Source organism: Acidisphaera sp. L21, assembly GCF_009765685.1.
Classification (GTDB): Bacteria; Pseudomonadota; Alphaproteobacteria; order Acetobacterales; family Acetobacteraceae; genus LMUY01.
Genome location: NZ_LMUY01000015.1, coordinates 250738 through 265543, shown reverse-complemented (window position 1 = coordinate 265543; position 14806 = coordinate 250738). Strand labels below are relative to the sequence as shown.

The following is a 14806-nucleotide window of genomic DNA, read 5'->3' as shown; positions in this document are numbered from 1 at the left end:
AAACCCCGAGGAACCCGCCATGACCGACAAGACGAAGCCAGGCCTCACCCGACGCCGCCTGTTGACCGCCGCCTCCGCTACGGCTGGCGTTGCCGTTGGCAGCGGGGCGATCACCGGGTTCCCCACGATCTGGGCGCAGAACATCAAGGATATCGAGCTGAAGCACGCCGGGCAGCCGGTGACCGCGATCCAGGCGATCGGCGACCAGGCGACCAAGGACCTCGGGTTCAAGGTGACGATGCAGGCCGCGGAAAGTGCCGATCTGCTGAACCGGTTCCTGACACAAGCCAACCAGATCGACATCGCCGACGTCAGCCTGCCCTATCTGAAATACCTGGTGGGCCGAAACGTCCTGCAGACCATGCCGGTGGCCAAGCTGAAGCATTGGGATGCGACATACTCGCTGTTCACCGCCAGCAAGTATCCGGATGGACGCGATGCGTCCAAGCAGGGCATCGCGCCGTACACGGTGCTGTACGCAACGGATGCCAGCGGGTCCAAATTCGCGACGTCGCCGACCGACTTCATCACCAGCATGCCCAGCATCACCAACGCCGACACGCTGGGCATCCGGCCGGATTTGACGGGGCGGCCGATCACCAGCTGGGCGGACCTGATTGCGCCGGAGTTCAAGGGCAAGGCCGCGCTACAGGACAACCCGACCGTCGGTGTGATCGACGTGGCCATGGCCGTGGAAGCCGGCGGCCACCTGAAATACGTCAACAAGGGGAACATGACGAAGGACGAGATCGACAAAACGATCACCTTGATGACGGAGATCAAGAAGTCCGGCCAATTCCGCTCGTTCTGGGGTTCGTTCGACCAATCGGTGAACCTGATGGCGTCGGGCGAGGTGGTGATCCAGTCCATGTGGTCCCCCGCCGTGACCGCCGTGCGCACCCGCGGCATCCCGTGCATCTTCCAGCCGCTGAAGGAAGGCTATCGCGGCTGGGGCTACCAGCTCGGCATGATGAAGCATTTGACGGGGTTGCAGCTGGATTGCGCGATGGAATACGTGAACTGGTACACCGCCGGGTTCGCCGGCGCGTTCGTGGCGCGTGAAGGCTATTATTCCGCGCAGCCGGAGAACGCGAAGAAGTTCCTCAGCACCGCCGAGTGGGATTATTGGTATGGCGGCAAGGTGGCTGCCGAGGATATCAAGGACCCGTTCGGCAAAGTGATGGAAAAGGCCGGGCGCGCCCGCGATGGCGGCTCGTTCGAGGCTCGGATGGGCAACATCGCGGTCTGGAACTCCGTCATGGACGAAGACCGCTACCTCACCCGGCGCTGGAACGAATTCATCAGCGCCTAATCGGGACACACGATACTATGCAACTCGGCGTATTCATTCCCATCGGCAACAATGGCTGGCTGATTTCCACCACGTCGCCGCAATATATGCCGAGCTTCGACCTGAATCGGACGATCGTGGAGAAGGCGGAGAGGTTCGGCTTCGACTTCGCCCTGTCCATGATCAAGCTTCATGGCTTCGGCGGCCCGTCCGAATTCTGGGACCATAATCTCGAATCGTTCACGCTGATGGCGGGGCTGGCGGCGGTGACCAAACGCATCCAGCTTTTCGCCACATGCGCCGTGCTCACCATGCCGCCGCCAATTGCGGCGCGCATGGCCGTCACCATCGACAGCATCGCCAAGGGGCGGTTCGGGGTGAACATCATCTCCGGCTGGCAGCGGGCGGAATATGCGCAGATGGGCATCTGGCCGGGGAAGGAGCATTACACGCGCCGTTATGAATACTGCGCCGAATACGTGACGGTGATGAAGGAGCTGTGGTCGACCGGGCATTCCGACTTCAAGGGCGATTTCTTCCAGATGGATGATTGCCGGTGCAGCCCCCTGCCCTCGCGCGACATCCCGATCATCTGCGCCGCACAGAGCGACGCGGGCACAAAATACGCCGCGGAGTATGCTGACTACAATTTCTGCGGCAGCTTCGGCGTGAACAAGCCGCGATCGATGGAGGCCAGCGTGGCGCGGCTAGTGGCGGCGAACAAGCTGACAGGGCGGAACTGCACCGCGCTGATCCTGGTGATGATCATCGCCGACGAGACCGACGAGGCCGCCATGGCCAAGTGGGAGCATTACAAGGCCGGCACCGATCTGGAAGCGCTCGCCTGGCGGGATGCGCAGTCCGGCGACGACCCCAGCACCGACCCGATGGCGCAGCCGAACAAGCGCCGGACCATGGGCGACGAGAAGCTGCCGACCAACCAGGGCGTGCTGTGCGGTTCCTACGCCAACGTTGCAGCCATGCTGGACGAAATGTCGACCGTGCCCGGCGTGCAAGGCGTGATGATGACGTTCGACGACTTCGTCATCGGGATGGAGCAATTCGGCACCCGCATCCAGCCGCTGATGCGCTGCCGCGCCAACCTTACCCAGGCGGCCTGATGGCGTCGGACACCGCGGCCGAGATTACCAATTCCGCCTACCGGCCGGCCCGCCCACGCGTGCGGGTCGGTCCGTGGGCAATCTCCTGGCTGGAGGTGTCCCCGCTGGCGATCATCCTGGTGGTGCTGTTCGCGGCACCCACCGTGCTGTTCTTCGTCATCAGCTTCTTCGATTACGACCGGGTGGGGATCTACCCGGCGTTCCTATGGGACAATTACCGCGAATTGCTGACGACGCCGGCGACCTGGCGCATCTACGTCAGTTCGCTGCGCTTCGCGGTGATCGTCTGGGCGATCACGTTGTTCGTCGGGTTCAATATCGCGCATTTCCTGGTGTTCCACATCCGCAGCAGCACCACGCGGATGGTGCTGTTCATGCTGTGCGCCGTGCCATTCTGGACATCCGCTATCATCCGAACCATTGCCTGGATCCCCTTTCTGGGGCGCAATGGTGCATTCAACACAATGCTGATCGACCTGCACATCGTGCACCAGCCGCTGGAATTCCTGCTGTTCTCCGATTTCGCGGTCGTCATCACCTACGTGCATCTCTACACGCTGCTGATGATCGGGCCGATCGCGAACTCACTGTCCAAGATCGACAAGTCGTTGCTGGAGGCGGCGCGCGATGCCGGGGCTTCGCGATGGCAGATCATGCGCAACATCATCATTCCGCTGGGACGCACCGGGATCACGCTCGGCTCCATCCTCGTATTCACGCAGGTGATGGGCGATTATTTCGTGGTCAAGCGGATGAGTGGCGGGCAAAGCGCCTCCATCGTGTCGGCCCTGTCGACGGAGATCCAGGCGATGCAGTATCCGCCGGCCTCCGCCAGCGCCGTGGTTCTGGTGCTGTTCGTGGCGTTCCTGGTGGCGGGGATGATGCGCATCGTGGACGTGCGGAAGGAATTGGTGAGCTGATGGCGCGCGAGAGGGAGCCTCGGCCCTACACGTTCTACCTGCTCGCCGGGTTGATGGGACTGTTCCTGCTATTCCTGTACGGCCCGATGCTGGTCATCTACGTGTTGTCGTTCCAGGGGCCGAATGGCGGCGTCACCTTCCCGATGGTGGGCGTCTCGACACAATGGTTCGCCAACATCATCAAACCCGGGCAGGTGGCGAATATACCGGCCTCGTTCGAACGCTCGATCGTGCTGGCGATCGTGGTCAGCCTGCTGACGGTGGTTATCTCGGTCGCCGCCGGGCTGGGATTCCGGCGGCGGTTTCCAGGGGCCGGGCTGCTGTTCTACATCGCGATTGCCAGCCTGGTGATGCCCAGCCTGCTGGTCGGCTTCGGTATCGGGCTTGGCTTCCAAATGCTGGGCCTGCCGCAGGGATTGTACACGTCAACACTCGGTGCGCAGCTGACCTGGACGCTGCCGTTCGGGCTGCTGACCATGTTCGCGGTCGTGGCGCGGTTCAACCGGTCCTATGAGGAGGCGGCGCGGGATCTGGGCGCCTCGGCCTGGCAGCGGTTGCGCTACATCACCATCCCGCTTTTGCTGCCGGGTATCATCGGCGTAGCGGTTGGCGCGTTCACTCTATCCTACGACGAGTATGCCCGCACCACACTCACCATCGGCAGCTACAACACGCTGCCGCTGGAGCTTTACGCGCTGGTGTCCAGCGACAGCACGCCGACGTTGTTCGCCATCGGCACGGTGACGACGGCGGTGTCGTTCGTGCTGATCGGGCTGACGATGTTTGCCGTCATCCGGATGCAGCGCCGCCGTCGCATGCTGCCGACCTAAGGAGTATCGACTATGGATCCTCGGTTCGATGTCGAACTCGTTGGCGTGTCGAAGCGCTATGGCGGGGCGGTTGCGGTCGACAACATCTCGCTGCGCATTCCGAAGGCGAGCTATTGCTGCCTGCTGGGGCCCAGCGGCTGCGGCAAAACCAGCACGCTGCGGATGATCGCCGGGCACGAAAGCATTTCGGATGGCGACGTGCTGATCAACGGCGCCAACGTCACCGGGCTGCCGCCGATCAAGCGCGGCACGGCGATGATGTTCCAGAGCTACGCGCTGTTCCCGCATCTCAGCTGCATCGAGAACGTCGCCTTCAGCCTGAAGATGCGCGGCATGGCCAAGGCGGAGCGGCTGAAGAAGGCGCGCGAGTTCCTGGCGCTGGTGCATATGGAGACATTTGCCGATCGGTTGCCGGCGCAGCTTTCGGGCGGGCAGCAGCAGCGCGTGGCACTGGCCCGTGCGCTGGTGAGCCAGCCGAAGGTGCTGCTGTTGGACGAGCCGCTGTCGGCACTGGATCCGTTCCTGCGCATTCGCGTGCGGGAGGAGTTGAAGCGGCTGCAGCGCGACCTCGGAATCAGTTTCATTCACGTGACGCACAGCCAGGACGAGGCAATGGCGTTGGCTGACATGATGGTGGTGATGCAGGACGGGCGCATTCGCCAGTCCGGCTCCCCGCGCGAGGTGTTCGGTAACCCGGCGACTAGCTTCGTTGCCCGGTTCATCGGCGGCCACAACGTGCTGCAGGGCGCGGCTGGCCCGGTGGCGGTGCGGGCGGATCGGTGCCGGTTGGACGCCGCCGGGTCGGGCCTGCCGGCGCAGATCGCGGCGGTGGAGTATCAGGGCAGCATCGTGCGGGTGGCGCTGACCACGGATGCCGGGGAAGACGCGTCGGTGCTGATGCCCGATTCCGTCTACGACGCCGACCCGGTGCAGGCCGGCGCGCGGACGCATCTCGTCTGGGCTGCCGAGGATGAGCGGCAACTGGCCGCGTAAAAGGAGATCGGAGTGGCTATGACACTGGATTTGATCGAGGCGCAGATCGCCGCCTGGAGCGGGATCACTGCGCCCAATGACGCCGCCAAGCGGATGGCGCTTGAACTGGCCGGCACCATCGCCGCGTTCGAGGCCTTGCGCGGCACGCTGGAATTCGAAGACGAGCCCGCCAGCTTCACCGCTGCCCTGCAGGCCGCCAAGGCATGACCGACCTCGCATCGCTGAGCCTGGTGGACGCCGCCGACGCGGTCGCCAAGCGGGACGTGACGGCCAGGGCGCTGCTCGATGCCTGCTTCGCCCGGCTGGACGCCGCCGAAGACCGGGTGAACGCCACGATCTGGGTGGATCGCGAGGGCGCGTATCGCTCTGCCGAGGCAGCGGACAAGGCGGTGGCGAACGGCGCGAAGCTGGGCAAGCTGCACGGCCTGCCGCTGGTGCATAAGGACATGTACTACCAGGCCGGGCGCCCCTGCACCTGCGGGTCCAAGATCCGCAAGGATTTCGTGCCCACCACCACCGCGACCGTGCTGGAGCGGATGGCGGCCGAGGGCGCCTATGCCTATGGCGGCCTGAACATGGCGGAGTTCGCGCAGAACCCGACCGGGCACAACGCGCATTATGGCGACTGCCACAACCCGTGGAACCTGCCCTACATCACCGGCGGCTCGTCCAGCGGGTCGGGTGCGGCGGTGGCGGCGCGGTTTACCTACGCGGCGCTGGGGTCAGACACGGGTGGCTCGATCCGCTTGCCCGCCTCCGCGTGCGGGGTGACGGGGCTGAAGCCGACGCAAACCCGCGTCAGCCGGGCCGGGGTGATGCCGCTATCGTTCTCGCACGACAATGTGGGGCCGCTGACCCGAACGGTGCGCGATTGCGCCCGGGTGATGGGCGTGATTGCCGGGCACGATCCGCTGGATCCGACCAGTGCCACCGAACCGGTGCCGGATTACGAGGCCCTCCTGAGCGGCGACGTCCGCGGGCTGCGGATCGGCGTCCCCAGCACGTATTTCCTGGAGGGCGCGGACGCCCCGATCGTGGCCGCGATAGACGCGGCGCTGGCGGTGCTGGCAGCGCGTGGTGCGGTGATCGTGCCGATGACGCTGCCGCTGATGGATGCGGTGTCGGCCTATGGCAGCATCGTCTCCCGCGTGGAGGGTGCGACGATCCATGCGCAATGGATGCGCGATCATCCGCAGGATTACTCCGTGCATCTGAGCGCCCGGCTGTTCGGCGGCAACGCCATCCCCGGCACGTATTACGTGGAGGCGCTAAGCCGCCGGGGACCGATCCTGCAAGCCTTCGCCAAGGAGGTGTTCGCCAAGGTGGACGTGCTGGCCAGCCCGGCCATCAAGACGGTGCTGCCGACCCTGGCCGCAACGGATATCGACCACGGCCCGGCCGGAACGGAGAAGACGTTCATGGCGGTGTCGGCGAATACGCGGCCGTTCAATTATCTGGGCCTGCCGACGATCAGCGTGCCCTGCGGGTTCGACCCGAATGGCTGCCCGATCGGGCTACAGATCGCCGGGCGGCCGTTTGCCGAGGCGAAAGTGATGATGGTGGCGGACGCATTTCAACGCGATACGGATTGGCACGCGCGGGAGCCCACGCTTTAGCGGCGCACAAGATCGGGGCGTTGCCCCGAACCCCACCAGAGGATAGTCATCCCCTGGGCCCCTTGGAATAAGGGTTGAGAGGGATGACTATCCCTTTCCGGGTGCAGGGCGGAGCCTTGCGGTTGCTATCTGGCCGTAACCTTCACGCAAGTTGCGGATTGTCGAAACGCGGGTTGCGCCAGCGGTGCAACGCCGTCTCCAACGCGTTTGCCAGGTCAAGCTTCTCCGGCTCTCCCAGGCTGGCGGCGATTTCGATCTGGGTGCCGTGCGCCATCAGATACAGGCCGGAGACGCGGCCGGGGCGCTCCTGCCAGTGCATGCGCAGCCAGGCGGGGGGCACGGTCTGTTCGGTCCGGCGGCCATCGCGGTCGGTGCGGATGATGCGCAGGGCGGAATCCGATAGCAGGATCACCTCGTTGGAACGGACGGCGCGGGCGTTATGGCGCAGCAGCAGCAGGGCGGTGGTGATCTCGACGCCATTGAACCCGGCGATCGGCCAGGCGCCCAGCCACCAGAACACCGCTGTCGTGCAGACGCTCAGTGTGCAGATGGCGCCGATCAGCAAGCGCAGCCCGTTCGCAGACAGGCTGCGGTGCGGCACGATCACGGCCTCGAAGAAGGCGGGCTCGGCGTCCATGGATGGAAGATTGGTGCGCGACCCCGGCTTGTCATCACCCGGGCAGGCACGGCAGGTTGGCCACCATGCCCGCCCCGCCAAAACCCAAACGCCTGCGCAAGACGCCGCGCATGCCGCTTGCCAACATCCGCCCCTTCCTCAGCGCGCTGGAGGCGGCCAACCCCGACGCCAAAAGCGAGTTGGTCTACACCGACCCGTTCACCCTGCTGGTCGCGGTGGCGCTGTCGGCGCAGACCACGGATGCCGCGGTCAACAAGGCCACGCCGGCGCTGTTCGACGCCGCGCCCACCCCGGCGGCCATGGCGGCCATGGGGGCGGCGGGTATCGGCCCGTTCATCCGCCGCATCGGGCTGTGGCAGGGCAAGGCGCGCAACGTGGCCGCCCTATCGCAGATCCTGGTGGACCAGCATGGTGGGAAGGTCCCGCACGATCGCGCGGCGCTGGAGGCGCTGCCCGGCGTGGGGCGCAAGACCGCGAACGTGGTGCTGAACATCGCGTTCGGGGAGAGCGCGATGGCGGTGGACACCCACATCTTCCGCCTGGGCAACCGCACCGGGCTGGCGCCGGGCAAGAACGTGCGGGAGGTGGAGGACGGGCTGGTGCGCCGCCTGCCGCCCGACATGCTGCGCCCGTCGCATCACTGGCTGATCCTGCATGGCCGCTACGTCTGCAAGGCGCGTACGCCGGAATGCTGGCGCTGCGCCGCGGCCGAATCGTGCGGCTTTCCTTACAAGACGCCTGCCCCGGTGGCGAAACCGCCGCGTAAGCCCAAGCTGGAGGCGGGGCTTTAGTCCTGTTCCAGCGCGGCGATGTCGTCGTCGCTGAAGCCGAAATGGTGGGCGAGTTCGTGCACCAGCACGTTGCGCACCAGGCGATACAGATCCTCGCCGGACTCGATCCACTCCAGCAGAATTGGCTCGCGATACAGGATGATCATGTCGGGCTCGTGCGCCGGGGCGGCGTTGCTGGCCAGGCTCATCGGGGTGCCGCGATAGAGGCCGGTCAGGTCGTAGCCGCTCTCGAGCCCCAGATCGTCCAGGATCTGTTCGTCCGCGATCTCCTCCACCACGATGCCGATGCGGCGGGCGTGCTGGGTGAAGCGGTCGGGGATGGCGGCCAGGGCGCGCTCGGCGAGGACGACCAGGTCCTCGAGGGTGGGAGGGGTTTGGGACATGGCCGATGGTTCTAGACAAGTGCCGCGCCGGTGCCCACCTTTCTAATGGGGCACCCGATAGGAGGCAGGCATGAAGCCAACCCGATTGACCGAGGCGGAAGTGGTGGGGCTCGCCGAGCGACTCCCGAACTGGCGCGTTGCGGATGGCGCGATCCGCCGGACGTTCGAATTCGCGGATTTCAGCAGTGCGTGGGCGTTCATGTCCCGGGTGGCCCTGCTGGCGGAAAAGCAGGACCACCATCCCGACTGGTCCAACAGCTACAACAAGGTGGAGATCGGGCTCAGCAGCCACGATGCCGGCGGGCTGACGGCCCGCGATGTGGCGATGGCGAAGGCGATCGACGGCCTAGGCTAGCGCCGCGCAATAGCGTTGCCACCCGGCGGCGCGTAGCTCGCACGCCGGGCAGGTGCCGCAGCCGAGGCCCCAATTGTGGCGATGGGTGCGGTCGCCCAGGTAGCAGCTATGGGTTTCGTCGCGGATGAGGTTCACCAGTGGCGCGCCGCCGAGCGCTTCGGCCAGGCGCCAGGTCGCAGCCTTGTCGCGCCACATCAGCGGCGTGTGCAGGACCATGCGGCGGTCCATCCCGAGGGTGAGGGCAACCTGCAGCGCCTTGATGGTGTCGTCGCGGCAATCGGGGTAGCCGGAGTAATCCGTCTCGCACATGCCGCCCACGATGTGCCGTAGGCCGCGGCGGTAGCCCAGGGCTGCGGCATAAGTGAAGAACAGTAGATTGCGGCCAGGCACGAAGGTGGAGGGTAGGCCGCCAGCCTCCAGCGTGATCGCCTGCTCCCGCGTCAGCGCGGTTTCCGACAGGGCGCCGAGGGTGGAGAGATTGAGAACGTGGTCCTCCCCCAGCCGCGCGCCCCAATCCGGGTTGATGGCGGCCAGGCCGGCGCGCACGGTACCGCGGACCTGTAGCTCCACCACGTGGCGCTGGCCGTAATCGAAGCCGAGGGTTTCGACCCTGGCAAACCGCTCCAGGGCCCAGGCGAGGCAGGTTGCGCTGTCCTGGCCGCCGCTGAACAGCACCAGGGCGTTTTCGTCCGATCGTTCCATCCCGCCAAATACACCCTCGCCGGGGGTCGGGCGCAACACGTCTTCTCCGTCATCGCCCGGCATGCCATGGTCGCGCACAGGGAGACGACGATGCGATACCGAGTGGCGCTGGCTGGCCTGTTCACAGCCGGGTTGCTGTCTGCGGGCACGGCGCATGCCCAAGGCATCGATTGCACCAAGGCGCGCAGCCCGACAGAGAAGGGGATTTGCGGCTCCCCGGCGTTGTTATCGCTCGATCACCAGGTGGCGGTCGCCTACGGGGACGCATTGGCGCGGCAGCCGGATCAGCGGGCGACGATGCGGACGGAGTTGCTGCAGTGGTTGAAGCAACGCGACACTACCTGCAATGTGCCTGCGGCCGCGATGGAGCGTTGTCTGTCCGGGCAGTTGACCGCCCGGCTAGTGGCGTTGGCTCCGCCTGCCGCCACTCCAACTCCTACGGTCGCGACGGCACCGGTGCGGCCGGTGGCCCCGTTGGCGACGGTCGCCCTCCCCGACCCGGCATTGCCGCCGGTTAGCGACACCCCCCCTGCCCCGGCCGCCACGCTGGACGCGGCCAGCCTGCCAGCCGCTGCCGAGGCGGACACGCTGCTGCACGTCACGTCGCCCGGTGCGTTTACGCTGGCGGTGCACAGCGCCTCGGGCGCCGGGCTGCAATTGGTGGATATGCTGACCGGCCCGACGGAGATCGCCGGGGTGGCCGGGTCGCAGGATGGGCGGCTGATGCGGCTGCTGGATGTCGGCACCTACAAACTGCGCGTGTTCTCCGCGCCAGCTGCGGCCGGGATGGTGAGCGTGGCGGTGACGCCGTTCCACGACGCGGCGCCGCCGGCCGCATTACCGCGCCCCGGCCATCCGGTCGCAACGACCCTGCGCGATGGGGAGCAGCGTGCGTTCTGGTTGCTTGTGCCTCCTGGCGGCGATGTGCGGATCGAGGCCGCGGGCCGTTCGCTCGCCGATCTGCGCCTGTGGCGAGATGGGCGCGACCTGACAGCGCTACTGCCAACCCGCCAGCAGGTGGAACCGACGCCGGGGCACCCGATCGACGATCTACGGCTGACCGGGCGGGTGGAACCGGGGACCTACCTCGCCATCGCCTATGGCGGCCCGGCGGTCACGTGGACGGATGGTGCGGCCGACCAACCATTGCATCTGCGTGCCGGGCTGTCGGACTCGTTGGCCGAGGGTTGGGCCGGCGGCACGATGGGCCCGTTCGGGAGTGAGGTTTTCGCTCTGCCTGCAGCCGCCCGGATGCTGCGGTTGGACCTGCCGGCTGCTGCCGTCGCGGAATTGCGGGTTGGTGATGCGGTGGCGAGCCTCGATAAAACCAGCCGCGAGCCAACCGCCCGGTTGGAGCGGGCAAGTAACGGCCCGAATTGGGTGGAGGTGCGCGCCGCCGCCGGACAGGCCTACACGTTGCGCGCACTGGATACGACGACGGCGACGACGTTCGCCCGCCCGGGGAATTGGTGGGTGTCGGCCGTCACCACGGGGATGGGTGGCGACGAGGTTCCGCCCGCCCTGTTGCTGCAACGGTCGGAGCAGCGGGGCCAACCGCTGCGGATCGTCACCAGCACGGCGCCGCGGCTCGCGCCAGGTAGCCCATGGCACGGACGGTTCAACCTGCGTGGGCCGACGGATCTGCTGTTCCAGCTCCCGATGGGCGGCGATGTCGGGTTCAGCAGCACCGGCGTGGCGGTGCAGCACCGGCGCGGCCGGTCGGACAATCTGCCGCCTGATTTCTACGCGCTGACCCTGGTGCCTGCGCCCGGTGCGCTGGGCGCGCTCGACCTGGTGGTTGGGCAAGCTGGCGCGACGCCGCCGCCATTGGGCAAGCCGTTACCGGCCGATCCGGTAATCCCCTTCGGGATGCAAACCCTGACGCCGGGGCAGTTCCTGCAACTGGATTCAGGCACGGCGCCGGCCACCACGGTTGGGCTGGCGGCGCGGGCTTTGCCGGTGGCGCTGGTGGAGGGGCCTCTGCTCGCAACGGTCATGGCGGGCAACACGCTGTCGGTGCCGGTGCGGGTGGCGCCGGGGGGCCAGTTGGTGGTGTCCGAACTCGGCGGCGGACCAATCCCGTTCGGGGTGCAGGACAGCACGCAGCCGGGGCAAACGACCGTGTTGATCCCCGTGTCCGACCGTACCCGCACGGTGGCGCTGGCCTGGCGGCGGACCGAAACGGCATTGCCCGCCATCCCCACGCCGCCGCCTTTGAGCCAAGTCGCTTCGGTCCAGGCTGGTAGCCCGGTGTATCTGGATCTGCGCCGGGGCGAGGAACGTGGCTTCGCGCTGACCGTGCCGGAGGGCGGGCTGTATCGGGTCGAGACTCTCGGCCGGCTGCACACATCGGGTCGGCTGGCGACGCCATTCATCCCCAATCTGGCGCAGGCGGACGGCAACGGCGTCGGCCAGAACATGCTGATCCAGTCGGCGCTGCGAGCCGGCCGGTATCGGGTCGATGTCAAGGTCTCGGACTCCGAGGGGCATCTCGGCGTTCTGGCCAGCCGCGCCCCGCTGCCCACGGGCGGCACCCTGCTGCCCGGCGGCAGCGTGCGGGCGAGTTTGCGCGGGGGCAGCGGCGTCACCTTCCCGATCGAGATCGCCGGGGGTGCGGATGATCGCTACCATCTGGACGTGCTCTCACTCGGCGCGGCCTGGACGGGACGGCTGGAGGATGCGGAGGGCTGGCCTATCGTGCCCCCCGGCACGCTGGATGGGTTGGAGCCCACGCTGCGAGCCGGGCCGTACCGCCTGGTGGTGACGCCCGACAGCGTGGACCGGCAGGTGGTGGCTCGGCTGATCGCCATCGCGACGCCCGTCGCCATCGCCGGGCACGGCCCGCACCCCCTGCCGTTCGAGGCGGAGCAGCACGCGACCTGGCGGGAGCCGGATGGCAAGGATCAGCCACGGGAGCCGGATGTGTGGCGCTTCACCCTGGCCGGCCCGGCAGAGGCGACGCTGGCGCTGGGAGACGGCATGGTGGGCGATCTGCTTCGCGGCGGCGACCATGTGGCGCGCGTGGTCGGGTCCTGGAAAGGAGCGCTGGAGGCCGGAGATTACCGGCTGGCGACGACCAGCCTCGGGCGCAACGATCGGCTTGGCTACACGGTGATGCTCAGCAGCCCGGCGCTGCAGCCGGGCACGCCGCGATCCGTCGGCCTGCCTGCGACCACGCCGTTCAGCCTGGCAACCGCGCGGGTGGTGAGCCTGACGAGCTGGGGCAGCACGCCGGTGAAAGCGGTCTTGCGCCGCAAGGACGGCAGCGTGGTGGCGCGATACGGCGCCCGGCCGGATGACTGGAACATCGCCGCGTCCCGGCTGCTGCCGCCTGGGGCGTACACGCTGGATCTGCAATCCGCGGCGCCACCCAACCTCAGCTCGGCGTCGTCGGATGATTCGTCCGATAGTAGCGATGGCGACGCGCCGGATGATGACGATCAAGCGCAGCAGACCAAGGCGACCCAGGGCGTGCGACGCGGGCCTGCGGCCGACACTAGCAGTGGCGATGCGACGGACAACTCGGACAATGCGCCCCAGGTGACGCTGCGGTTGGACCTGCCACCCGGCTTGGCGCCCACGGCGGCACCGGCACAAGCCGCCGAACTGGCTGGCAACGGCGTGCACGTGCTGACGCTGCCCACGCCGGCGCCGGGCACTCTGGTCGTGGCCCAGGCGCGCGCTGCGGCCACGGCCGTGCTGGCGCTGGAGCGGCAGCATGGGGATGGCTGGCGCACCGTAGCGATCGATAGCGGCCGTCGCCCTCTGGTCGCCGCGCCCGCCGATGCCGACCCGGCCGCCTGGCGAGTGGAGACATGGACGGTCGATGGTGGGGCGGATCCGATCCGCCTTGCCGCGCGGGCGTTGTCGGCGACTGGGCAGGCGCCGGGCCAGGTCACGCTTGCCGCGGTAGACGGTATGCCGGCCGCTTTGGCTGCGGCGCGGGTGCGGTTGGATGCCGCCGGGATTGTGGCATTGGGGGCGGCGCCGGGGTTGTTGGCAGGCGGGTGGCCGGGCCATGCCGTCGGGCCGGCGAGCACGGCGATGGCCATGGCGGGTCAGGATGCCTGGCTGTTGGCAACCCAGCCGATGACCGTATCGGCACGGGCACAGACCTTCCCAGCCGGGGACCAAACGGCCCTCGAACTCGCGCCGGGCCTGGCCGCGACCTTGTCGGCACCGCCCGCCGAGGAGGGGAAAATGCAGCTTTGGCGGGCGGAGAGCGGGTCGGGCCAGCCGTATCTCGGGCTTGGTGGCGGCGTGGCGCCCGGAAGTGCGGTGGCCTTGGGCGCCGCACCCGTGTCGTTGCGCGGCGATGAGGCCGGGCGGGTGCGTGTGACGCGCTTGGCAGCAAAGCTGGCGCCGTCGCAGGGGCTGGAGGCAAGCGGGCAGTTGACGGTGCCGCCGGGCATGGCGCAGCCGATCAGCCTGCCGGGCGGTAGCAAGACGATCCAGTTGGATCTGGCACCCGGCATTGCGGCCTTCGCTGGGTGGCACGATGCGACGCCGGTGGCGGTTTGGGGTGCGGATAGCGCCGTCAGCCGCACCTTGACTGGCGCGTGGACCGAGCTTTTGCTGGTCAATACCGGCGCCTCCGCCGCCCCGGCGCGTGTGTCCGCCCAGCCGGCGGCGGACGCGGTGACATTGCGGGCGGGCGTGGTGATGAAGCGGTTCTTCGGCGCCGCCGGGTCGTTCGACGTGCCGTTCGAGGCTGCGCCTGGCGCCACGCTGGTGGTGACCGGCGATGCCAGCCTGACGGTTGCGACTGCCGACATGGCGGCACGGGGCATGTCCATGCCGGTCTCCGGTGGTGGCCGAGCGATCGTGCAGCACGGGCCGGGTGCGGTTGCTGTGTGGCTGGAGGCACCGGGCGAGTCGCCGTGGCCGGAGCCGACCGCGCAGGCCGTGACATTGCCGGCGCGTATGGCACTCGGCCAAGCTGCGACGGCGCTGTCGTTCACGGCGGATACGCCGATTCTGTTGCACGTCAGCAGTTCGGCGCCGTTGTTGGCGGGGTTGCAGCAGGCTGGCCGCACCGACGCGCCGGCGCTGTTCGCGGCCGGGGCGGAATGGCATCGGGTGGTGGCGCCGGGTGCGGGGGGGCGGCGGCTCTACTCCGCCGATGAGGGGCCGATGAGCGGCAGCGGGTCGATTTGGGCGGAACGGC

Annotated in this window: 12 protein-coding genes and 1 pseudogene; 10 read left to right on the top strand and 3 right to left on the bottom strand. The window is 67.7% G+C overall.

From position 1 onward, the window contains the following. Positions 1 to 19 precede the first annotated feature (19 nt). The 7 genes from GSQ76_RS04340 to GSQ76_RS04310 are packed head-to-tail and all read left to right on the top strand — an operon-like array spanning position 20 to position 6771. Positions 20 to 1312, top strand: a complete 1293-nt coding sequence (locus GSQ76_RS04340) for a PotD/PotF family extracellular solute-binding protein (RefSeq protein WP_158742670.1) — start codon at positions 20 to 22, stop codon at positions 1310 to 1312. A gap of 17 nt (positions 1313 to 1329) precedes the next feature. Then, on the top strand, positions 1330 to 2412 hold the full coding sequence (gene rutA / locus GSQ76_RS04335; protein ID WP_158742669.1) for a pyrimidine utilization protein A: 1083 nt from the start codon (positions 1330 to 1332) through the stop codon (positions 2410 to 2412). Continuing rightward, positions 2412 to 3332 (top strand): ABC transporter permease, encoded by a 921-nt coding sequence (locus GSQ76_RS04330; protein WP_158742668.1) that lies wholly within the window; start codon positions 2412 to 2414, stop codon positions 3330 to 3332. The genes rutA and GSQ76_RS04330 overlap by 1 nt, the downstream gene beginning before the upstream one ends. Then, complete coding sequence (locus GSQ76_RS04325; RefSeq protein WP_158742667.1) at positions 3332 to 4162, top strand: ABC transporter permease; 831 nt, start codon at positions 3332 to 3334, stop codon at positions 4160 to 4162. The genes GSQ76_RS04330 and GSQ76_RS04325 overlap by 1 nt, the downstream gene beginning before the upstream one ends. Before the next feature lie 12 nt (positions 4163 to 4174). After that, the gene (locus tag GSQ76_RS04320) at positions 4175 to 5155 is read left to right on the top strand and encodes an ABC transporter ATP-binding protein (protein WP_158742666.1); all 981 of its coding nucleotides are present in this window, start codon (positions 4175 to 4177) and stop codon (positions 5153 to 5155) included. Between the two features lie 12 nt (positions 5156 to 5167). Next, entirely contained in the window at positions 5168 to 5362 is a 195-nt protein-coding gene (locus tag GSQ76_RS04315; protein ID WP_408836165.1) for a hypothetical protein, read from the top strand. Continuing rightward, entirely contained in the window at positions 5359 to 6771 is a 1413-nt protein-coding gene (locus GSQ76_RS04310; protein WP_158742665.1) for an amidase, read from the top strand. Before GSQ76_RS04315 ends, GSQ76_RS04310 begins: the two co-directional genes overlap by 4 nt. A gap of 142 nt (positions 6772 to 6913) precedes the next feature. Here the strand turns inward: GSQ76_RS04310 and GSQ76_RS04305 are convergent, their stop codons facing one another. Then, on the bottom strand, positions 6914 to 7408 hold the full coding sequence (locus tag GSQ76_RS04305; RefSeq protein ID WP_158742664.1) for a DUF2244 domain-containing protein: 495 nt from the start codon (positions 7406 to 7408) through the stop codon (positions 6914 to 6916). A gap of 65 nt (positions 7409 to 7473) precedes the next feature. Between GSQ76_RS04305 and nth the strand changes: the two genes are divergently transcribed. After that, positions 7474 to 8199, top strand: coding sequence for an endonuclease III (gene nth, locus GSQ76_RS04300; protein WP_254070228.1), 726 nt, complete (start codon positions 7474 to 7476; stop codon positions 8197 to 8199). Here nth and GSQ76_RS04295 read toward each other — a convergent pair. Beyond that, positions 8196 to 8582 (bottom strand): metallopeptidase family protein, encoded by a 387-nt coding sequence (locus GSQ76_RS04295; protein WP_158742663.1) that lies wholly within the window; start codon positions 8580 to 8582, stop codon positions 8196 to 8198. The genes nth and GSQ76_RS04295 overlap by 4 nt on opposite strands. Positions 8583 to 8652: 70 nt before the next feature. Here GSQ76_RS04295 and GSQ76_RS04290 point away from each other — a divergent pair, with 70 nt between their 5' ends. Beyond that, positions 8653 to 8937 carry a 4a-hydroxytetrahydrobiopterin dehydratase gene (locus tag GSQ76_RS04290; protein ID WP_158742662.1) on the top strand — a complete coding sequence of 95 codons (285 nt, stop codon included), beginning with the start codon at positions 8653 to 8655 and terminating at the stop codon, positions 8935 to 8937. Here the strand turns inward: GSQ76_RS04290 and queC are convergent. Then, positions 8929 to 9639 carry a 7-cyano-7-deazaguanine synthase QueC gene (gene queC, locus GSQ76_RS04285; RefSeq protein WP_158742767.1) on the bottom strand — a complete coding sequence of 237 codons (711 nt, stop codon included), beginning with the start codon at positions 9637 to 9639 and terminating at the stop codon, positions 8929 to 8931. The two genes, GSQ76_RS04290 and queC, sit on opposite strands and share 9 nt — an antisense overlap. Before the next feature lie 90 nt (positions 9640 to 9729). Between queC and GSQ76_RS04280 the strand changes: the two are divergent. Then, positions 9730 to 14806: pseudogene (locus tag GSQ76_RS04280) on the top strand (lysozyme inhibitor LprI family protein); the annotation flags it as partial.

Bases quoted from the DNA above. Each gene is read 5' to 3' on its own strand.
- GSQ76_RS04340 (WP_158742670.1), top strand. From the start codon at position 20: ATGACCGACAAGACGAAGCCAGGCCTCACCCGACGCCGCCTGTTGACC.
- rutA (WP_158742669.1), top strand. From the start codon at position 1,330: ATGCAACTCGGCGTATTCATTCCCATCGGCAACAATGGCTGGCTGATT.
- GSQ76_RS04330 (WP_158742668.1), top strand. From the start codon at position 2,412: ATGGCGTCGGACACCGCGGCCGAGATTACCAATTCCGCCTACCGGCCG.
- GSQ76_RS04325 (WP_158742667.1), top strand. From the start codon at position 3,332: ATGGCGCGCGAGAGGGAGCCTCGGCCCTACACGTTCTACCTGCTCGCC.
- GSQ76_RS04320 (WP_158742666.1), top strand. From the start codon at position 4,175: ATGGATCCTCGGTTCGATGTCGAACTCGTTGGCGTGTCGAAGCGCTAT.
- GSQ76_RS04310 (WP_158742665.1), top strand. From the start codon at position 5,359: ATGACCGACCTCGCATCGCTGAGCCTGGTGGACGCCGCCGACGCGGTC.
- GSQ76_RS04305 (WP_158742664.1), bottom strand. From the start codon at position 7,408: ATGGACGCCGAGCCCGCCTTCTTCGAGGCCGTGATCGTGCCGCACCGC.
- nth (WP_254070228.1), top strand. From the start codon at position 7,474: ATGCCCGCCCCGCCAAAACCCAAACGCCTGCGCAAGACGCCGCGCATG.
- GSQ76_RS04295 (WP_158742663.1), bottom strand. From the start codon at position 8,582: ATGTCCCAAACCCCTCCCACCCTCGAGGACCTGGTCGTCCTCGCCGAG.
- GSQ76_RS04290 (WP_158742662.1), top strand. From the start codon at position 8,653: ATGAAGCCAACCCGATTGACCGAGGCGGAAGTGGTGGGGCTCGCCGAG.
- queC (WP_158742767.1), bottom strand. From the start codon at position 9,639: ATGGAACGATCGGACGAAAACGCCCTGGTGCTGTTCAGCGGCGGCCAG.